This is a genomic window from Serratia sp. BIGb0234, from assembly GCF_024809915.1.
GTDB classification, from domain to species: domain Bacteria; phylum Pseudomonadota; class Gammaproteobacteria; order Enterobacterales; family Enterobacteriaceae; genus Serratia; species Serratia liquefaciens.
The window spans coordinates 124,115-144,570 of the sequence record NZ_JANUEI010000009.1; the positions used below are offsets into that span (position 1 = coordinate 124,115).

Genomic DNA, 20,456 nt, shown 5'->3' on the forward strand with positions numbered 1-20,456 from the left:
AGCTCCTAAGGGTTGATGTCCTGCTGGCTGCTAAGCTAGCAAGACCCACTTAGGTCAGGAAATAATATAAAAAGCTATATTTATAACCTTTTTGTCTTTAAGGGTTTTAAACAGCATAAAGGCGCAGTTTTCTGCGCCTTCAGGGGTAACTCTCGGGGGAAATTACTCTTTTTTATCGTCTTTTCCGTCGGATGACAGCAGCTTTTCCAGCGCGTCGCCACCGATATGACGGAAGTCCTGACCTTTGACGAAATAGAAGATAAATTCGCAAATGTTCTGGCAGCGGTCACCGATACGCTCGATCGAACGGGCACAGAATAACGCGGTCAGCACGCTTGGGATAGTACGCGTATCTTCCATCATGTAGGTCATCAACTGGCGTACGATGCCCTCATATTCCTGATCGACCTTCCGGTCTTCGCGGTAAATGCGGATAGCTTCATCTAAATCCATGCGCGCGAAGGCGTCCAGCACGTCGTGCAGCATCTGCACGGTATGGCGACCAAGCGACTCCAGGCTGACCAGCAGTGGCTGGTGCTGGTGCGAGAATTTCTCCAGCGCGGTGCGGCAAATCTTGTCCGCCACGTCGCCGATGCGTTCCAGCTCGGAAATGGTTTTGATGATCGCCATCACCAGACGCAGGTCGCTGGCGGTCGGCTGGCGTTTGGCGATGATCCGTACGCAGGCTTCGTCAATCGCCACTTCCATCATATTGACCTTGGCGTCGCCTTCGATCACGCGCTTGGCCAATTCACCGTCCTGATTGTGCATCGCGGTGATAGCGTCGGTCAGTTGCTGTTCCACCAGCCCGCCCATGGTCAATACCTGGGTGCGGATATGCTCCAGTTCTGCGTTGAACTGGCCGGAAATGTGCTTATTTAAATTCAGGTTATCCATGATGCATCCTATCAACCATAACGGCCGGTGATGTAGTCTTCGGTCTGTTTTTTCTGTGGCGCGGTGAACAGGTTATCAGTATCACTGAACTCGATCAGTTCGCCCAGATACATAAATGCCGTGGAGTCGGAGCAACGCGCGGCCTGCTGCATGTTGTGGGTTACGATCACCACGGTGTAGTCAGACTTCAGTTCGCTGATCAGCTCTTCAATCTTACCGGTGGAAATCGGATCCAGCGCCGAGCAAGGTTCGTCCAGCAATAACACGTCCGGACGAATGGCAATGCCGCGGGCGATGCACAGACGTTGCTGCTGGCCACCCGACAGGCTGTAACCGCTCTGGTGCAGCTTGTCCTTGGTTTCGTTCCACAGCGCCGCCTTGGTCAAGGCCCACTGCACACGCTCATCCATGTCGGCACGTGACAGCTTTTCAAACAGGCGCACACCGAAGGCGATATTGTCGTAAATCGACATCGGGAACGGCGTCGGCTTCTGGAACACCATGCCGACCTTGGCACGCAGCAGTGCGATATCCGAGTTGTCGGTCAGAATGTTCTGCCCATCCAGCAGAATGCCACCTTCGGCACGCTGCTCGGGGTACAGCTGATACATTTTGTTGAAGGTGCGCAGCAGGGTAGATTTGCCGCAGCCGGACGGGCCGATAAACGCGGTAACCTTGTTCTTGGCGATATCCAGCGTGATGTTTTTCAGCGCATGGAATTTGCCATAGTAGAAGTTCAGATCGCGTACCTGAATTTTGCTGCTGGAAGCGTCAGTAACCATACTCATCAAGACTTCTCTCTTTTCATCAGCGCCGCCACGGCAGCGCTCAAAATTTTATGAATGCTTTTTCTTGGCGAAAACCACACGCGCCAGGATATTCAGTAGCAGTACGCACAGGGTTATCAACAGCACCCCGGCCCAGGCCAGCTCTTGCCATTCGGCGAACGGGCTCATGGCGAATTTGAAAATGGTCACCGGCAGGTTGGCGATCGGCTGCATCAGGTCGGTGCTCCAGAACTGATTCGACAGCGAGGTAAACAGCAACGGTGCGGTTTCCCCTGCGATACGCGCAATCGCCAGCAGCACGCCGGTGATGATGCCGGAGACCGAGGCTTTCAACGTGATGGCGGAAATCATGCGCCATTTCGGCGTGCCCAGCGCATAAGCGGCTTCGCGCAGCGTATCCGGCACCAGCTTCAGCATATTCTCGGTGGTACGGATCACGATCGGTACCTGCAACAGCGCCAACGCGATGATCCCGGCCCAACCGGAGAAGTGTTCCATCTTCGCCACCACGATGGTGTACACGAACAGGCCCACAACAATCGACGGTGCCGATAACAGAATGTCGTTAATAAAACGGATGACTTCCGCCAGCCAGGATTTACGGCCATATTCCGCCAGGTAAATCCCCGCCATGATGCCCAGCGGCGTACCGAACACGGTAGCCCACAGGATCAACAGGCCGCTACCGGCGATGGCGTTTGCCAGGCCACCGCCCGCGGTATTCGGCGGAGGAGTCATTTCGGTGAACAGCGCCAGCGACATGCCGTCGATGCCCTTGGTCACGGTGGAGAACAGGATCCACACCAGCCAGAACAGGCCAAACACCATGGTCGCCATCGACAGGAACAGCGCCAGTCGGTTCTTCTGGCGGCGCCAGGCCTGCATTTTGCGGCGGCTTTCCAGCAGCGCTACGCTATTTTGCATATCCATAGTCGTCACGTTAGCGTCCCTCACTCTTTGCCAGGCGCATCACCATCAGCTTCGACAGCGCCAGCACGATAAAGGTGATAACAAACAGAATCAGCCCCAACTCCATCAACGCGGCGGTGTGCACGCCCGACTCCGCTTCGGCGAATTCGTTGGCCAGTGCAGAGGTGATGCTGTTGCCCGGCATATACAGTGAAGCGCTGTCGAGCTGGTAGGTGTTACCGATGATGAAGGTCACCGCCATGGTTTCCCCCAGCGCACGGCCCAAGCCGAGCATTACACCGCCAATCACGCCATTCTTGGTAAACGGCAATACGATGCGCCAAATCACTTCCCAGGTGGTGCAGCCGATGCCATAGGCCGACTCTTTCATCATCACCGGGGTTTGTTCGAACACGTCGCGCATTACGGCGGCGATATAAGGAATAATCATAATCGCCAGGATCACCCCGGCAGCCAGAATACCGATACCGAACGCCGGGCCAGAGAACAGCTCACCGACAATCGGAATGCCGGACAGCACCTCGCCAACCGGGGTCTGGAAATATTCGGCAAACAGCGGGGCGAACACGAACAGGCCCCACATGCCATAAACGATACTCGGGATCGCGGCCAGCAGCTCAATGGCGATACCCAGCGGGCGCCTCAGCCAGTTTGGTGCCAGCTCGGTCAGGAACAGCGCAATGCCGAAGCTGACGGGTACGGCGATAATCAATGCGATCAGCGAGGTGACGACGGTGCCGTAGATCGGTACCAGGGCGCCAAACTGCTCAGCAGGCGCGTCCCATTCTTTGGTCCACAGGAAGGAGAAACCGAATTTCTGTATGCTCGGCCAGGAGGCGAAGATCAGCGAAACAATAATGCCGCCCAGCAACAATAGGGTAATCAGCGCCGCCAGTTTAACCAGCGCGCTGAAGATGACGTCACCATTTTTACTCGGTGCTTTAATGGTCGGCTTGTACTCAGCCATAGATCACTCTCTGTGTTAACCCTGGCAGGCCCAACCTGAATTGAGCCCTGAAAAACTGAGTGGGGCGCGCCGAATCACGCGCCCCTGCGTTGTTAGTACAGCGCTTTACCGGAACTGTCTTTTACGTTGGTTTTCCATGCTGCACGCACCTGCTCGATAACTTCGTTCGGCAGCGTGGCGTAATCCAGGTCGTTAGCCTGCTTGGCGCCGGTTTTATACGCCCAGTCAAAGAACTTCAGAACTTCGGTGCCCTGAGCCGGGTTTTTCTGCTCTTTGTGCACCAGGATGAAGGTGGTGGAGGTAATTGGCCAGGCGTTGTCACCTTTCTGGTTAGTCAGGTCCTGGGCGAAGGTTTTGCTCCAGTCAACGCCTTTAGCGGCGGCGCTGAAGCTCTCTTCTGTTGGGCTAACCGCTTTGCCGTCGGCAGAAATCAGCTTGGTGTAAGCCAGGTTGTTTTGTTTGGCATACGCGTATTCAACGTAACCGATGGAGCCTGGCAGACGCTGTACGAATGCGGCGATGCCGTCATTGCCCTTGCCGCCCAGACCGGTTGGCCAGTTAACGGTAGAACCTGCACCGATTTTCTCTTTCCACTGCGCGTTGGCTTTAGACAGATAGCTGGTGAACACGAAAGAGGTGCCTGAACCGTCCGCGCGACGAACAACCGCAATGTTCTGATCCGGCAGCTTGACGCCTGGGTTCAGCTTGGTGATCGCCGGGTCGTTCCATTTTTTCACGTTGCCCAGGTAGATATCACCCAGGGTTTTCCCATCCAGGGTCAGCTCACCGGATTTGATGCCCGGGATGTTAACGGCCAGCACCACGCCACCGATCACGGTAGGGAACTGGAACAGGCCATCGGCCGCCAGCTTGTCATCACTCAAAGGTGCATCGGAGGCACCAAAGTCAACGGTATTGGCGACGATTTGCTTCACGCCACCAGAAGAGCCGATGCCCTGATAGTTAACTTTGTTGCCGGTTTCTTTCTGATAAGAATCTGCCCACTTGGCATAAACCGGAGCGGGGAATGTCGCACCTGCACCGGTCAGGCTAGCAGCAGCGAACGCGGACACGGCGGTCAGGGAGAAAGTCGCTGCCACAATACTGGCGACGGTGGTACGCATCAGTTTCATAATCCCTCCTAATGGGATATTCAAAAATCGACTTTGAGTCGTTTTCATCAGAGTAAGTATTGCTGCAGGAGGGAAAATAGGACAGTTTGGTGACAGTAAAATGTACGAAATATGACAGTTATATTACAGTGAGAACACGAATGTGATTACTCTATAAAAATCAAACCATTAAACATAAAACCACTCAGTAATTAATCAATAAAAAAACCCTTTCCATCGCCGCTATCCGTTTGAATATGACAACTTTTATCTCCGCTGTAGCACTCTTGTCATATTTGATCCCGTAATGAAAAAAGCCGGCACAGTGGCCGGCTTTTAGAGATTAACAGCAGCGGATTACTCTACGGTGACAGACTTAGCCAGGTTACGCGGCTGGTCAACATCGGTACCTTTGATCAACGCCACATGGTAAGACAGCAGCTGCAACGGCACGGTGTAGAAGATAGGGGCCACGATTTCTTCTACGTGCGGCAATGGAATGATGGTCATGCCTTCGCTGCTGACGAAACCGGCATCCTGATCGGCGAACACATACAGCTGGCCACCGCGCGCGCGAACTTCTTCGATGTTGGATTTCAGTTTTTCCAACAGTTCGTTGTTCGGCGCCACCACGATCACCGGCATATCGGCATCGATCAACGCCAGCGGGCCGTGCTTCAATTCACCGGCCGCATAGGCTTCCGCGTGAATGTAGGAGATCTCTTTCAGCTTCAGTGCACCCTCCATGGCGATCGGATACTGATCGCCACGGCCGAGGAACAGCGCGTGATGCTTGTCGGAGAACCCCTCCGCCAGCGCTTCAATGCTTTTGTCCAGCGACAGCATCTGTTCGATACGCGCCGGCAACGCCTGCAGGCCGTGTACGATTTCATGCTCAACGCTTTCCGCCATGCCTTTCAGTCGGCCCAAACGCGCCACCAGCATCAACAACACCGCCAACTGGGTGGTGAAGGCCTTGGTAGAGGCCACGCCAATTTCGGTCCCGGCCTTGGTCATCAGCGCCAAATCGGATTCACGCACCAGCGAAGAACCGGCCACGTTACACACCGCCAACGAACCGAGGTAGCCCAATTCCTTCGACAGGCGCAGCGCCGCCAGGGTATCGGCGGTTTCGCCGGACTGTGACAGCGTGATGATCAGGCTGCCCGGACGCACGGCAGATTTGCGGTAACGGAATTCAGACGCGATCTCGACGTCGCAAGGCACACCGGCCAGAGATTCGAACCAATAGCGAGCAACCATGCCAGAGTGGTATGACGTACCGCAGGCAATGATCTGCACATGCTGCACCTTCGCCAGCAGCTCATCGGCGCGCGGTCCCAGCTCGCTCAGGTTGATTTGGCCATGGCTGAAACGCCCTTCCAGGGTGTTTTTCAGCGCCAGCGGCTGTTCGTAAATCTCTTTTTGCATGTAATGGCGGTAAGCGCCTTTATCACCGGCGTCGTATTGCACTTGAGATTCAATCTCAGGGCGTTCAACGGCGTTACCCTGTTTGTCGAAAATGTTGACGGTGCGGCGGGTCATTTCCACCACGTCGCCTTCTTCCAGGAAGATAAAGCGACGGGTCACCGGCAGCAGCGCCAATTGGTCGGATGCCAGGAAGTTTTCACCCACGCCGCGGCCGATCACCAGCGGGCTGCCGGAACGCGCTGCCACCAGCACGCTCGGGTCGCGGCTATCCATTACCACGGTGCCGTAGGCGCCACGCAGCTGTGGGATCACGCGCTGCACCACTTCCAGCAAGCTGCCGCCCTGGCGCTGTTCCCAATGCACCAGGTGAGCAATCACCTCGGTATCGGTCTCGGAGCTGAAGTGATAGCCCCGTTCGATCAGCAATTCACGCAGCGGTTCGTGGTTTTCGATGATGCCGTTATGCACCACGGTAATGTAATCAGAAACATGCGGGTGCGCATTCGCTTCGGTAGGTTCACCGTGCGTTGCCCAGCGGGTGTGAGCAATACCGGTGCCGCCGTGCAAGGGATGTTGTTCCGCGGCTTCGGCCAGTTTATTGACCTTGCCCACGCGGCGTAAACGGTTCACGTTGCCTTCCGCATCCACCACTGCCAAACCGGCTGAGTCATAGCCACGGTACTCAAGGCGGCGTAAACCTTCCAACAGGATCTCTGCAATATCACGTTGCGCTACTGCGCCTACAATTCCACACATCAGTTGTATTCCTAATTAAACGCCTTTCGGGGCGCTTTCGATGTCTTGACCTGATTTTGCCGGTTTTTACCGTGCGTCCCCGAGCCTGTAGAGAATGGGGATTATTATGTTTTGTATTGGGCTCTACATTGGAGCGCAATACAAAACATATTCTTTCTACTACATGCTGCCGCCCAATAGATTTCGAGTTGCAGCTAGGCGGCAAATGTCAGGATCCCCAGGAGCTTACTCAAGTAAGTGACTGGGGTTCTGGCATGAAGCCAACAACGCTGCAGCTCGAAAGATGAAGGGCTATCTCTTTTTCACCGGACGCTGCCAACCCTGGATGTGCACCTGCTTAACGCGGCTCAGCACCAGTTCGTCCTCGCCGATATCACGGGTAACCGTAGTGCCAGCGGCGATGGTAGAGCCTTTGCCGACGGAGACCGGTGCCACCAGTTGGGTATCGGAACCAACAAACACGCCGTCGCCAATAATGGTTTTATGCTTGTTGGCGCCATCATAGTTACAGGTGATAGTACCGGCGCCGATATTCACATCGTCACCAATCTCGGCATCGCCCAGGTAGCTCAGATGGCCCGCCTTGGAACCTTTGCCCAAGCGTGCTTTTTTCATTTCGACGAAGTTGCCGACATGGGCGCCTACCGCCAGCTCTGCACCCGGACGAAGACGGGCGAATGGCCCCACGGTGCATTCCGCTGCCAGCACCGCATCTTCCAATACGCTATACGGGCTGATCTCGCAGTCGTCGCCAATTACGCAGTTTTTCAGTACGCAGCCGGCACCGATTTTCACGCGGTCGCCCAGCTTGACCGAACCTTCAATAATCACGTTGGCATCAATAGAGATGTCGCGACCGTGTACAAGTTCCCCACGCAGATCAAAACGCGCCGGATCCAACAGCATTACGCCGGCCAGCAGCAACTTTTCAGATTGTTCTGCCTGATAAATGCGCTCAAGTCGCGACAGCTGCAGGCGGTTATTCACGCCTTCCACTTCACTCAGGCGAGATGGATGGACCGCCTCAATTTTCTTGCCGTCGGCATGTGCCAACGCGATGATATCGGTGATATAGAACTCACCCTGCGCGTTGTCGTTGTTCAGCATCCCCAGCCAGCGCTTCAGATCGCGCCCGTTGGCCACCAGGATACCGGTATTGATTTCATTGATCTGACGCTGGGCTTCGCTGGCATCCTTGTGCTCAACAATTCCCACCACCGTATCCTTCTCGCGCACGATACGACCGTAACCGCTTGGATCAGCCAGTTTTACGGTCAGCAGACCAATACCGCCCTGTGGCTTCGCCGCCAGCAGGCGCTGCAGGGTATCGACAGAGATCAGCGGAACGTCACCGTACAGCATCAGCACGTCTTCATCATCGGCAAAATGCGGTGCAGCCTGCTGCATGGCGTGGCCGGTCCCCAACTGCTCGGCCTGCAGCACCCAGTTCAGCGCACTGTCGGTCAGGGTCTTTTTCAGCAACTCACCGCCGTGGCCGTAGACCAAATGGACGTTTTGCGCGCCCAGTTTCATCGCGGCATCAATGACGTGCTGCACCATCGGCTTACCAGCCAATGGATGTAACACCTTGGGAAGATCGGAATACATGCGTGTTCCCTTGCCCGCGGCGAGGATCACCACACTCATTGCGCTGTTCGACATAAGCAACCTGATAACTCCATTTTGATAGACGAAAGTAGAACTCTTTAGTGACGATATTACTACATATTTCTCTGCACGAACCCGGCGCATGCCATGGGGCACTAGGCGCGCCACAGCTAACACTCAGGCAAGCTCAGCCTGGGTGGAACTGTCGGCGATCGGAGACATTTTTAGCCTCTCTCGAGGGTTATACATCACAATGCCCACCGGGTTGAAACGCTTATTTTAAAGCAAAAAAAAAGCGACCAAATAGGCCGCTTTCTTAATTTTGGTTGCGTTATGCACGCGCCAAAATGTTACATCGCTCTTCTGGTGAGCTCGATAACGCGCAGTTTTGCGATCGCTTTCGCCAGTTCCGCAGATGCCTGAGCATAGTCGACATCGCCATGAGAGCTACGGATGTGCTCTTCAGCTTTACGCTTAGCTTCCAGCGCTCTCGCTTCGTCGAGGTCCGTTCCACGGATGGCAGTGTCCGCCAACACGGTGACCACGCTCGGCTGTACCTCAAGGATACCGCCGGACAGGTAGATGAACTCTTCTTCACCGTGCTGTTTAACAATACGCACCATGCCAGGCTTGATGGCAGTCAGCAGCGGCGCATGGCCAGGGAAAATCCCCAGTTCGCCTTCGCTACCTGTCACCTGGATCTTTTGCACCAGGCCGGAAAACATATGTTTTTCCGCGCTGACTACATCCAGATGGTAAGTCATAGCCATATCACCCTCCTCTCAAGGCGTTACAGTTTCTTGGCTTTTTCCACTGCTTCTTCAATGGCGCCAACCATGTAGAACGCTTGTTCAGGCAGGTGGTCATAGTCGCCGTCCATAATGCCTTTGAAACCACGAATGGTGTCTTTCAGCGATACGAACTTGCCCGGAGAACCGGTGAAGACTTCTGCCACGAAGAACGGCTGAGACAGGAAGCGTTGGATTTTACGCGCACGGGATACGACCAGTTTGTCATCTTCTGACAGCTCGTCCATACCCAGGATTGCGATGATATCTTTCAGTTCCTGGTAGCGTTGCAGAATAGACTGCACGCCACGCGCTACATCGTAGTGCTCCTGGCCAACTACCAGCGGATCCAGCTGACGGCTGGTGGAATCCAGCGGGTCAACGGCCGGGTAGATACCCAGAGAAGCGATATTACGGCTCAGTACCACGGTTGCATCCAAGTGAGCAAAGGTGGTGGCTGGTGACGGGTCAGTCAAGTCATCCGCAGGAACGTAAACGGCCTGTACGGAAGTGATAGAACCGGTCTTGGTAGAAGTGATACGTTCTTGCAGAACGCCCATCTCTTCCGCCAGCGTTGGCTGATAACCTACCGCAGATGGCATACGGCCCAGAAGTGCGGACACTTCGGTACCGGCCAGGGTATAACGGTAAATGTTATCAACGAACAGCAGAACGTCGCGGCCTTCGTCACGGAATTTCTCCGCCATGGTCAGACCGGTCAGAGCAACGCGCAGACGGTTACCCGGTGGCTCGTTCATCTGGCCGTAAACCAGGGATACTTTGTCCAGTACGTTGGAGTCGTTCATTTCGTGGTAGAAGTCGTTACCCTCACGAGTACGCTCACCCACGCCTGCAAACACGGAATAGCCGGAGTGCTCGATCGCGATGTTACGGATCAGCTCCATCATGTTTACGGTTTTACCCACACCAGCACCACCGAACAGACCAACTTTACCGCCCTTAGCGAACGGACAAATCAGGTCCATAACCTTGATACCGGTTTCCAGCAGATCCTGGGAGTTTGACAAATCTTCGTAGCTTGGCGCTGGACGGTGAATCGCCCAACGTTCTTCTTCGCCGATGTCGCCTTTCATGTCGATTGGTTCACCCAATACGTTCATGATACGGCCCAGGGTAGCTTTACCTACCGGTACTTCAATTGGGTGTTCCAGATCGTTCACTTTCAGACCGCGGCGCAGACCATCTGAGGTCCCCATCGCGATACAGCGAACTACGCCACCGCCCAACTGCTGCTGAACTTCCAGCACCAGCTTCTCGGTACCGTTTTCTACCTCAAGAGCATTGTACACTTTTGGTACGGCATCCTGAGGGAACTCGACGTCCACTACGGCGCCGATTACCTGGATAATCTTTCCAGTAGCCATCTTGAATCCTCTACGTAATTCGTAAACCTAGCTTAAACCGCGGAGGCTCCCGAAACGATCTCGGTGAGTTCCTGAGTGATGCTGGCCTGACGAGCCTTGTTGTATACCAACTGCAGCTCTTTGATCAGGCTACCGCCGTTATCGGTTGCGGCTTTCATCGCTACCATTCGTGCGGCCTGCTCGCTGGCCAGGTTTTCCACGACGCCCTGATAAACTTGCGATTCCACATAGCGGCGCAGCAAGGTATCAAGCAGCACTTTTGGATCGGGTTCATACAGGTAATCCCAAGATTTTTTCTTCAGCTCACCGTCATCGGAAGGCGGCAACGGCAGCAGCTGAATAATCTGTGGTTCCTGGGACATCGTATTGATAAATTTGTTGCTGACAATGTACAGCTTGTCCAAACGACCTTCGTCGTAGGCTTGCAGCATCACTTTCACCGGACCGATCAGTTCCGACAGGGAAGGTTTATCCCCCATGCCGGTAACCTGGGCAACCACGTTGCCGCCCACGGAACCAAAGAAAGAGGCCGCTTTAGAGCCAATCAGCGCCAAATCAACTTCAACGCCTTTTTCGGACCAGCCTTTCATCTCTGCCAACAGACGCTTGAACAGGTTGATGTTCAAGCCGCCACAGAGACCACGGTCAGTAGACACCACCAGATACCCGACGCGCTTAACGTCACGCTCATCCAGGTACGGGTGCTTATATTCCAGATTACCCAACGCAAGGTGACCAATCACTTTGCGCATGGTCTCTGCATAAGGACGGCTGGCCGCCATGCGTTCCTGCGATTTACGCATTTTGGAGGCGGCGACCATTTCCATCGCTTTAGTGATCTTTTGCGTGTTTTGCACGCTCGCGATCTTACTACGTATCTCTTTTGCGCCGGCCATCTCTGCTTCTCCTCATTGCCAGACGGCCTGCTGTCTTTCAACTGCAGGCCGCTGAGCGTTACCAGGACTGGGTTTTCTTGAAGGTCTCGAGGACGGCTTTCAGTTTGCCCTCGATCTCATCGTTGAAATTGCCAGTTTGGTTGATGTGGTTCAGCAACTCGGCATGCTCGCGGTCTGCGTAAGCAACCAGCGCGGCTTCGAAGCTCACGACTTTCGCGACTTCAACGTCGTTCAGGTAGCCACGTTCTGCGGCAAACAGCACCAGAGACTGTTGTGCGACGGACATCGGCGCATACTGTTTCTGTTTCAGCAGCTCAGTCACTTTCTGACCGTGGCTCAGCTGTTTGCGGGTCGCATCATCCAGATCGGAAGCGAACTGAGAGAACGCAGCCAGTTCACGGTACTGTGCCAGCGCGGTACGAATACCACCGGACAGTTTTTTCATGATCTTGGTTTGCGCTGCACCGCCCACACGGGATACGGAGATACCCGGGTTAACCGCCGGACGAATACCGGAGTTAAACAGGTTGGATTCCAGGAAGATCTGACCATCGGTAATCGAGATTACGTTGGTCGGAACGAACGCGGAAACGTCACCTGCCTGGGTTTCAATGATCGGCAGAGCGGTCAGTGAACCGGTTTGGCCTTTGACTTCACCTTTGGTGAAGGCTTCAACGTAGTCGGCGTTAACACGCGCAGCACGCTCCAGCAAACGGGAGTGGAGGTAGAATACGTCGCCTGGGTAAGCTTCACGACCTGGTGGACGACGAAGCAGCAGGGAAATCTGACGGTAAGCAACGGCCTGTTTGGACAGGTCATCATAAACGATCAGTGCATCTTCACCGCGGTCACGGAAGTATTCGCCCATCGCACAACCGGCGTATGGCGCCAGGTATTGCAGTGCAGCAGATTCAGACGCGGTAGCAACCACAACGATGGTGTTTGCCAGTGCGCCGTGCTCTTCCAGCTTGCGCACCACGTTAGCGATGGTAGACGCTTTCTGGCCGATAGCCACGTAAACACATTTGATGCCGGAGTCGCGTTGGTTGATGATCGCATCGATAGCCAGAGCGGTTTTACCGGTCTGACGGTCACCGATCACCAGCTCACGCTGGCCACGGCCGATTGGGATCATGGCGTCGACAGATTTGTAGCCAGTTTGAACCGGCTGATCTACGGACTGACGCTCGATAACACCAGGGGCGATAGCTTCAACCGGGGAGAAACCGTCGTTATCAACCGGGCCTTTACCGTCGATAGGTGCACCCAGGGTGTTAACTACACGGCCCAGCAGGCCACGGCCAACCGGAACTTCCAGAATACGGCCGGTACATTTTACCTTCATGCCTTCGGCCAGATCCGAGTACGGACCCATAACCACGGCACCTACGGAGTCGCGCTCCAGGTTCAATGCGATTGCGTAACGGTTGCCTGGCAGTGCGATCATTTCGCCCTGCATAACTTCGGCCAGACCGTGTACGCGGATGATCCCGTCGCTGACGGAAACAATAGTACCTTCATTGTGAGCTTCGCTCACCACATTGAACTGAGCAATGCGCTGCTTGATCAGTTCGCTGATTTCGGTGGAATTCAGTTGCATGCTCCAGTCCCCTTAAGACTGCAAGACGTCTGTCAGGCGTTCAAGACGACCGCGAACGCTGCCATCAATCACCATATCGCCAGCACGGATAATTACGCCGGCCAGTACAGACTTGTCAATTTTGCAATTCAGCTTAACTTTGCGTGACAGACGTTTTTCCATCGCAGCGGCAATATTAGCCTGCTGTTTGTCGCTCAGTGCGCTCGCAGAGAGCACGTCGACTTCGACGGTGGATTCCAGCAAGGCGCGCAGTTCGTTGAACTGCTGCAGCACGGCAGGAAGAACCAGTAAACGTCCATTTTCGGCCATTACACGGATAAAGTTCTGGCCATGTTCGTCGAGTTGATCGCCACATACCGCGATGAACGTCTTGGACAGCGTCTCTGGCGCCATAGCGCCAGACAGCAGTTCAGAAATCTGTTCATTGCGAGTGACATCAGCAGCAAACGCCAGCATATCTTGCCAGCGCTCTACGCTTTGATGCTCAACGGCAAAGTCAAAAGCTGCTTTGGCGTAGGGGCGAGCTACAGTTACAAATTCAGACATCAGCCCCTCCCTCCTTACAGTTCAGCGACCAGTTTATCAACGATGTCGCTGTTAGCAGCTTCATCCACGGAACGTTCGATGATCTTCTCGGCGCCGGCAATTGCCAGCATCGCGACTTGCTTACGCAACTCTTCACGAGCGCGCTTACGTTCGGCTTCGATCTCAGCCTGAGCCTGCGCCACGATTTTGTTACGTTCCTGCTCGGCTTCGGCTTTCGCTTCATCCATGATCTGAGCTTTGCGTTTGTTTGCTTGCTCGATGATCACCTGAGCTTCTGCTTTAGCAGTTTTCAGCTGGTCGGTCGCATTGGCTTGCGCTAAGTCCAAATCTTTTTTGGCACGTTCTGCAGAAGCGAGACCGTCAGCAATTTCTCCCTGACGCTTCTCGATGGCTGCCATAATCGGCGGCCATACATACTTCATGCAGAACCAGACAAACAGAACGAACGCGATGGCCTGGCCGAGGATTGTTGCGTTAAGATTCACAGCACAATGCCTCTTTAAAAGTTAATAGTGTGGTTTCAGTGTAGAGAAATTCTCTACTTACGCGACAGCGAACATCACGTACAGACCCAGACCAACAGCGATCATCGGGATGGCGTCAACCAGACCCATAACGATAAAGAACTGTGTACGCAGCAGAGGAATCAGGTCAGGCTGACGAGCAGCGCCTTCCAAGAATTTACCACCCAGGATGCCGATACCGATCGCAGCACCGATTGCCGCTAAACCCATCATCACAGCGGCAGCCATGTACAGCAGATCCATACTCAGGTTTTCCATGACAGTCTCCAGTTTGTTTCAGTTTAAAAGTGCAAGTGTTTTAAGAAAATCAGTGCTCTTCAGATGCCATCGAGAGATAGACAATCGTCAGAACCATGAAAATAAAGGCTTGAAGCGTAATGATCAGGATGTGGAAAATAGCCCAAGGCAAGCTCAGGACCCACTGTGACCACCACGGCAACAGGCCGGCAATCAGGATGAAGATCAACTCACCCGCATACATGTTGCCGAACAGTCGCAGGCCCAGTGAAACAGGCTTGGACAGCAGGCTGACACCTTCAAGGATCAGGTTGATAGGAATGAATACAGGGTGGTTGAACGGCTGCATGGTTAACTCTTTAACGAACCCACCAACGCCTTTCATTTTAATGCTATAGAACAGAATCAGGATAAATACGCCCAACGCCATCGACAGGGTGACGTTCACGTCAGCCGTAGGCACCACACGCAGTGCCGGCAGACCGAGCTGGGCACCGATGAATGGCAGGAAGTCGACCGGGATCAGGTCCATCATGTTCATCAGGAATACCCAGACAAACACCGTCAGCGCCAGCGGAGCAATTACCTTGCTCTTGCCGTGGTACATATCGCGTACGCTGCTGTCGACAAACCCGACGACCAGTTCCACTGCGGTTTGCAGCTTACCCGGTACGCCGCTGGTGGCGTTTTTGGCAACCCGGCGGAAAATCACCAGGAACAGAACCCCGAGGACAACGGAGAAAAACATCGAGTCGAGGTTAATCGACCAAAAACCAGTCCCGACCTGAAGTTGCGTCAGGTGGTGACCGATATACTCCTGTGGACTGTTGTATCCCTCTGCAGACATGATGCCTCTACCCTTATTTAGTTAATTTCGGTAACTGTTAATCACGGCGGGTGCGATAATTTGCACCGCTAACACCGCTAAATAGGTCAGGCCAAGCGGTATAAACTCCGCTTTGAACACCCCAAGCGCCACGATCAACAAAACTATGGTGATCAAGACCTTTAACCCCTCGCCGATGGCGAATGACCAGGCGACCCGACCGGGTGCCTGCGTCTGCGTCTGATGACGCAAGGCAAACAGCATAAACATGGTACTCGGCAACCAGGCTGCGAGACCGCCCGCCAGTGCCGAACCGCTCCATTCCAGGCTTTTCAGACCGAAGGCAGCGCTGATCAAAACAAAAGTCATTAACTGCAGAAACAGCAATTTACGAGCAACTTTTCCGCTGTAAAGGGACACAGACATGACGTTTGTTCTCTCCGTACCCCAGAGGGGGTATGCTGAGTGACGTATAAAACTGTTTTTACTGATCTGAGTCAAGCAGCAAAAAACGAGCAAATTATACGGGGCATACCAACGAATTCAATCGATAAGTAGCGAAAAGGTGAACAATTATTTAAATTCCCCCATTTCAGGCTATTTTCACAAGAAAACGGTCGGAATATAGGGCGCATTAAATTGTCTGATTATTCCAGCGTTACAGTACGAAACGTCGAACCGCTCACAATAATGCCTCTTTCTGATTTATAACTCACCGACGTGTAAACCGTCTTTAGCAAATTGAGTGATCAAAAAACATTATAAATCAAAATATTACAAGTTAACCGTTCAAAAACAATCCATCTACTCGGTAAAAACCTTTTATTGACAGCTTGTCGTGTAATATTACAACAGCCAATTAACATTAGCGCCAAAGCAGAATCGTTAACTTATCGTTGCTAACGTGACTATTTCGAATTGCAATTACTCTATTGTCGCTAATTGGCGGCTATTTTTGTGTTAATAAAAAGTAAATTAACTAAAAAAACCGCCATTTGATTAGCCTGCTTACATTTACTCTAGACACTATCTTTTAATTCACGCTTATTTGATCAAAAACAAACTCAGTTTGCTTTAAGTATCACCAAATGACGTTCGCCTTCGAGTTCCGGCACCCGCAAGCGCACCACCGACTCGAGTTCGATACCTTCCGGCAGCTGCGTCAGCTCTTCATCAGGACGAACCCCTTTCAGCGCGTAGAAACGCCCCTGCCCTTTCGCCGGCAAATGGTGGCACCAGGACAGCATGTCCTGCAGCGAAGCAAAAGCACGGCTGATCACACCATCAAACGGCGGTTCGGCCGGGAACTCCTCAACGCGGCTCTGTACCGGCTCAACGTTGGTCAGGCCCAGCTCGTGCTGCACCTGACGCAGGAAGCGCACGCGCTTGCCCAGGCTGTCCAGCAAGGTGAAATGGGAATCAGGACGAACGATCGCCAACGGAATGCCCGGCAGACCGGGGCCGGTGCCTACGTCGATAAAACGGGAGCCCTGCAAATGCGGGTTTACCACGATGCTGTCGAGAATATGGCGTACCAGCATTTGCTGAGGATCGCGCACCGAGGTGAGGTTATAAGCCTTGTTCCACTTGTCCAGCATGCCGACATAGCCCAGCAATTGCTGTTTTTGCTGATCGGGAAGCGCAATGCCTGCTGCAGTGAGCAGCGAGTCTAATTTTTTCTGCACAACGGGTCCTCTGACTGGCGTGGAACGACTAGCCAAATTGGGGCTTGCCAAGAAGCCAAGCATGATAATTCAGGCACGGGACGATGTCAGCGACCGTTTGTCTATCAAGTAGACAAACGGTCGCACAAAAACAAGATTTATGCGCTGCGGCGCAGCAAACCCTGCTTTTTCAGCCAGATCAGCAAAATTGAGATCGCCGCCGGTGTGATGCCGGAGATACGTGAAGCCTGGCCGATCGAGTTCGGCTTATGGTCATTCAATTTGGCAATCACTTCATTCGACAAGCCGGAAACTTGCTGATAATCGAGATCCAACGGCAGCACGGTGTTTTCGTTACGCTGCTGTTTTTCGATCTCTTCCTGCTGACGAGCGATGTAGCCTTCGTATTTTACCTGGATCTCAACCTGCTCTGCGGCCTGGGTATCGGCCAACGGCGGCGCAAATGCGGCTACGGAGGTCAGCTGTTGGTAATCCATTTCAGGGCGACGCAGCAACTCTTCGCCATTCGCTTCACGCGACAGCGGCGCTTTCAGCAGTACGTTGACCTGATCGACATTCTCCGCATGCGGGTGCATCCAGATGTCGCGCAGGCGCTGACGTTCTTGTTCGATGTGCTCCAGCTTTTCGCTAAAGCGCGCCCAGCGGGCATCGTCCACCAGACCCAGTTCGCGGCCTTTTTCGGTCAGGCGCAGATCGGCATTGTCTTCGCGCAGCATCAGGCGGTATTCGGCGCGTGAAGTGAACATGCGATACGGTTCTTTGGTACCCAGGGTACTGAGATCGTCCACCAGCACGCCGAGGTAAGCCTGATCGCGACGTGGTGACCAGCCCTCATCTTCGTTGGCATAACGTCCGGCATTCAGACCGGCCAGCAGGCCCTGTGCAGCGGCTTCTTCGTAGCCGGTGGTGCCGTTAATCTGACCGGCGAAGAACAAGCCTTGGATAAATTTGCTTTCCAGCGTCGGTTTTAAATCGCGCGGATCGAAGAAATCATACTCGATGGCATAACCCGGACGAACGATACGGGCATTCTGCATCCCTTCCATCGAACGAACGATCTGCATCTGTACGTCAAACGGCAGGCTGGTGGAAATGCCGTTAGGATAAATTTCGTTGCTGGTCAGGCCTTCCGGTTCAAGGAAGATCTGGTGAGCGTTACGATCGGCAAAGCGCATGACTTTGTCTTCGATCGATGGGCAATAGCGTGGGCCGATCCCTTCGATGATCCCGGCATACATCGGGCTGCGATCGAGGTTATTGCGGATCACGTCATGGGTTTTTTCGTTGGTATGGGTGATGTAGCACGCCATTTGCTCCGGGTGTTGCCCGGCATTGCCCATAAACGAGAACACCGGGATCGGTGTATCACCGTGTTGCGGCGTCAGAACGCTGAAATCGATAGTGCGTGCATCGATACGCGGTGGCGTACCTGTTTTCAAGCGATTAACGCGCAAAGGCAATTCACGCAGGCGCTGTGACAACGAGATCGACGGAGGATCCCCGGCGCGGCCTCCGCTGTAGTTTTCCAAGCCGATATGGATCTTGCCATCCAGGAAGGTGCCGACAGTCAGTACCACCGCTTTGGCACGGAACTTCAGCCCCATTTGAGTTACCGCACCGACAACGCGATCGTTTTCCACAATCAGATCTTCGACCGGCTGCTGGAAGAGAGTCAGGTTAGGCTGGTTCTCCAGGGCGGTGCGTACAGCCTGCCGATACAGTACGCGGTCAGCCTGGGCACGAGTGGCTCGCACCGCCGGGCCTTTGCTGGCGTTTAGTATCCTAAACTGGATGCCGGCATGGTCAATCGCCGTGGCCATCAGGCCGCCAAGTGCATCAATTTCCTTAACCAGATGCCCTTTACCAATACCGCCAATCGCCGGGTTGCAAGACATTTGCCCCAGCGTATCGATATTGTGTGTCAATAATAAAGTCTGACGCCCCATGCGTGCCGCAGCCATTGCGGCTTCGGTACCGGCATGGCCACCACCGATGATGATGACGTCAAATTGCTCTGGATAAAACATGGAACTGCACCTCGCCGTATTGCGAACGATCGTTGTTTGCCCTGGGGAGGGCGATTCTACTCAAGTTTAGTCGATCGACCAAGTGGTCAGGATCGTCGGTAATTAAAAGAAGATCTTTTTTATTTAAAGATCTCTTTATTAGATCTCTTATTAGGATCGCGATCTTCTGTGGATAAGTGATTATTCGTGATTGAGATCAGCGGATTAAGGAGGATCGTTAGCTGTGAATGATCGGTGATCCTATAGCTTATAAGCTGGGATCTAAATGGCATGTTATGCACAGGACAAAAAGCGACCTAAGGTTGTTATTGGGATAACTACCGCTTTTACCCTGCTTTTAAGCATAGTTATCCACAATCGTTCGGGTGATCTTTGAACAAATTAGAGTAAATTAATCCAAATTTTCACCCATTCCTCTGCCGGATCCTCAGGAATTTCGTGTTCAGTCACGTCGATCTCGAGCCGATCGCCGATCCTTTTCGCCCCGCGAGCGATCAGAAGATCGTCGATCCGTTGGATCGCACCACAGAAAGTGTCGTATTCCGAGCTACCCAAACCGACTGCGCCGAACTGCACCTGGGATAAGTCAGGAAGCTGTTCTTCTATTTGTTCCAGCAGCGGTTGCAGGTTATCCGGTAAATCGCCAGCACCGTGGGTAGAAGACACCACCAGCCAGCGCCCGGACAGGGTCAGTTCATCCAATTCAGGGCCGTGCAGGGTTTCGGTCGTAAAACCCGCAGCTTCCAGTTTTTCAGCCAAGTGCTCGGCTACGTACTCGGCGCTGCCAAGCGTACTGCCACTGATCAGAGTAATGTCTGCCATGAAATGAATGATCCCAGCCTTCTCAAAGTGGCAGCATTGTACGCTGTGAATCGGCTGGGATCTACCTGTGGATAATATGGGTATAGTAATTAATTGGCTAGGGCGTGATGGTACGCATGATGGGGTTCTGCAGCGAGATCAGCGTTTCGGTGGACTGGATCTCGTCAATGGTCTGGATCTTGTTGATAAGTACCTGTTGCAACGCATCTATTGAGCGGCACATCACTTTGATAAACACGCTGTAGTGGCCGGTGGTGTAGTAAGCCTCAACCACTTCTTCCAGGCTTTCGAGCTTTTTCAGTGCCGAAGGATAGTCTTTAGCACTCTTTAATATAATGCCGATAAAACAGCAGACATCGTAACCCAGGCGTTTGGGGTTCACGTCTACCCGCGCACCGGTGATGATACCGGCCTGCTTCATCTTTTCTACTCGCACATGAATGGTACCGGGACTGACGGCAAAGTTCTTGGCCAGTTCGGCGTAAGGCGTGCGGGCATTCTCCATCAAAGCGTTAAGAATGCCGCGATCGAGATTATCGATCTGATAATTTTCAGCCATTTAATCCCCCACTAATTGCTGATTGTTGAATTATTACCGCTTCAAAATGAACGATTAAAAGTGAAAAGGCAA

At 53.5% G+C, this 20,456-nt stretch carries 20 protein-coding genes; all 20 read right to left on the bottom strand.

The window, feature by feature from the left end; translation table 11 throughout:
• Positions 1 to 162 precede the first annotated feature (162 nt).
• Entirely contained in the window at positions 163 to 897 is a 735-nt protein-coding gene (gene phoU / locus M2407_RS23590; RefSeq protein ID WP_020837725.1) for a phosphate signaling complex protein PhoU, read from the bottom strand.
• Between the two features lie 11 nt (positions 898 to 908).
• On the bottom strand, positions 909 to 1,679 hold the full coding sequence (gene pstB / locus M2407_RS23595; RefSeq protein ID WP_369982368.1) for a phosphate ABC transporter ATP-binding protein PstB: 771 nt from the start codon (positions 1,677 to 1,679) through the stop codon (positions 909 to 911).
• 54 nt (positions 1,680 to 1,733) lie between these two features.
• Entirely contained in the window at positions 1,734 to 2,624 is an 891-nt protein-coding gene (gene pstA, locus M2407_RS23600) for a phosphate ABC transporter permease PstA (RefSeq protein WP_041415128.1), read from the bottom strand.
• 1 nt (position 2,625) lies between these two features.
• Complete coding sequence (gene pstC, locus M2407_RS23605) at positions 2,626 to 3,582, bottom strand: phosphate ABC transporter permease PstC (RefSeq protein ID WP_044554283.1); 957 nt, start codon at positions 3,580 to 3,582, stop codon at positions 2,626 to 2,628.
• 92 nt (positions 3,583 to 3,674) lie between these two features.
• Positions 3,675 to 4,715: a phosphate ABC transporter substrate-binding protein PstS gene (gene pstS / locus M2407_RS23610; protein WP_020837719.1), complete on the bottom strand. Its 1,041-nt coding sequence runs from the start codon at positions 4,713 to 4,715 to the stop codon at positions 3,675 to 3,677.
• 336 nt (positions 4,716 to 5,051) lie between these two features.
• Positions 5,052 to 6,881, bottom strand: a complete 1,830-nt coding sequence (glmS, locus tag M2407_RS23615; RefSeq protein WP_046374842.1) for a glutamine--fructose-6-phosphate transaminase (isomerizing) — start codon at positions 6,879 to 6,881, stop codon at positions 5,052 to 5,054.
• Positions 6,882 to 7,172: 291 nt separating this feature from the next.
• A complete protein-coding gene (gene glmU / locus M2407_RS23620) occupies positions 7,173 to 8,543 on the bottom strand; it encodes a bifunctional UDP-N-acetylglucosamine diphosphorylase/glucosamine-1-phosphate N-acetyltransferase GlmU (protein ID WP_259220039.1) in 1,371 nt (456 codons plus the stop codon).
• Between the two features lie 296 nt (positions 8,544 to 8,839).
• Positions 8,840 to 9,259: a F0F1 ATP synthase subunit epsilon gene (locus tag M2407_RS23625; RefSeq protein ID WP_020837715.1), complete on the bottom strand. Its 420-nt coding sequence runs from the start codon at positions 9,257 to 9,259 to the stop codon at positions 8,840 to 8,842.
• A gap of 20 nt (positions 9,260 to 9,279) precedes the next feature.
• The gene (atpD, locus tag M2407_RS23630; protein WP_020837712.1) at positions 9,280 to 10,662 is read right to left on the bottom strand and encodes a F0F1 ATP synthase subunit beta; all 1,383 of its coding nucleotides are present in this window, start codon (positions 10,660 to 10,662) and stop codon (positions 9,280 to 9,282) included.
• A 32-nt stretch (positions 10,663 to 10,694) separates the two neighbouring features.
• Positions 10,695 to 11,558 (bottom strand): F0F1 ATP synthase subunit gamma, encoded by an 864-nt coding sequence (gene atpG, locus M2407_RS23635; RefSeq protein ID WP_020837711.1) that lies wholly within the window; start codon positions 11,556 to 11,558, stop codon positions 10,695 to 10,697.
• Positions 11,559 to 11,616: 58 nt separating this feature from the next.
• Positions 11,617 to 13,158: a F0F1 ATP synthase subunit alpha gene (atpA, locus tag M2407_RS23640; protein WP_020837710.1), complete on the bottom strand. Its 1,542-nt coding sequence runs from the start codon at positions 13,156 to 13,158 to the stop codon at positions 11,617 to 11,619.
• Between the two features lie 12 nt (positions 13,159 to 13,170).
• Positions 13,171 to 13,704, bottom strand: coding sequence for a F0F1 ATP synthase subunit delta (gene atpH / locus M2407_RS23645; protein WP_020837709.1), 534 nt, complete (start codon positions 13,702 to 13,704; stop codon positions 13,171 to 13,173).
• Positions 13,705 to 13,718: 14 nt separating this feature from the next.
• Entirely contained in the window at positions 13,719 to 14,189 is a 471-nt protein-coding gene (gene atpF / locus M2407_RS23650) for a F0F1 ATP synthase subunit B (protein ID WP_004950476.1), read from the bottom strand.
• Positions 14,190 to 14,246: 57 nt separating this feature from the next.
• The gene (gene atpE / locus M2407_RS23655; protein ID WP_004093904.1) at positions 14,247 to 14,486 is read right to left on the bottom strand and encodes a F0F1 ATP synthase subunit C; all 240 of its coding nucleotides are present in this window, start codon (positions 14,484 to 14,486) and stop codon (positions 14,247 to 14,249) included.
• A 49-nt stretch (positions 14,487 to 14,535) separates the two neighbouring features.
• Positions 14,536 to 15,312, bottom strand: coding sequence for a F0F1 ATP synthase subunit A (gene atpB, locus M2407_RS23660; RefSeq protein WP_020837705.1), 777 nt, complete (start codon positions 15,310 to 15,312; stop codon positions 14,536 to 14,538).
• A gap of 21 nt (positions 15,313 to 15,333) precedes the next feature.
• A complete protein-coding gene (gene atpI / locus M2407_RS23665; RefSeq protein WP_020837704.1) occupies positions 15,334 to 15,717 on the bottom strand; it encodes a F0F1 ATP synthase subunit I in 384 nt (127 codons plus the stop codon).
• Between the two features lie 638 nt (positions 15,718 to 16,355).
• The gene (gene rsmG / locus M2407_RS23670) at positions 16,356 to 16,976 is read right to left on the bottom strand and encodes a 16S rRNA (guanine(527)-N(7))-methyltransferase RsmG (RefSeq protein WP_259220040.1); all 621 of its coding nucleotides are present in this window, start codon (positions 16,974 to 16,976) and stop codon (positions 16,356 to 16,358) included.
• A 137-nt stretch (positions 16,977 to 17,113) separates the two neighbouring features.
• Positions 17,114 to 19,003, bottom strand: coding sequence for a tRNA uridine-5-carboxymethylaminomethyl(34) synthesis enzyme MnmG (mnmG, locus tag M2407_RS23675; protein ID WP_020837702.1), 1,890 nt, complete (start codon positions 19,001 to 19,003; stop codon positions 17,114 to 17,116).
• A gap of 381 nt (positions 19,004 to 19,384) precedes the next feature.
• Complete coding sequence (gene mioC, locus M2407_RS23680; RefSeq protein ID WP_115060894.1) at positions 19,385 to 19,825, bottom strand: FMN-binding protein MioC; 441 nt, start codon at positions 19,823 to 19,825, stop codon at positions 19,385 to 19,387.
• Between the two features lie 97 nt (positions 19,826 to 19,922).
• On the bottom strand, positions 19,923 to 20,384 hold the full coding sequence (gene asnC, locus M2407_RS23685; RefSeq protein WP_004950461.1) for a transcriptional regulator AsnC: 462 nt from the start codon (positions 20,382 to 20,384) through the stop codon (positions 19,923 to 19,925).
• Between the last annotated feature and the right edge of the window lie 72 nt (positions 20,385 to 20,456).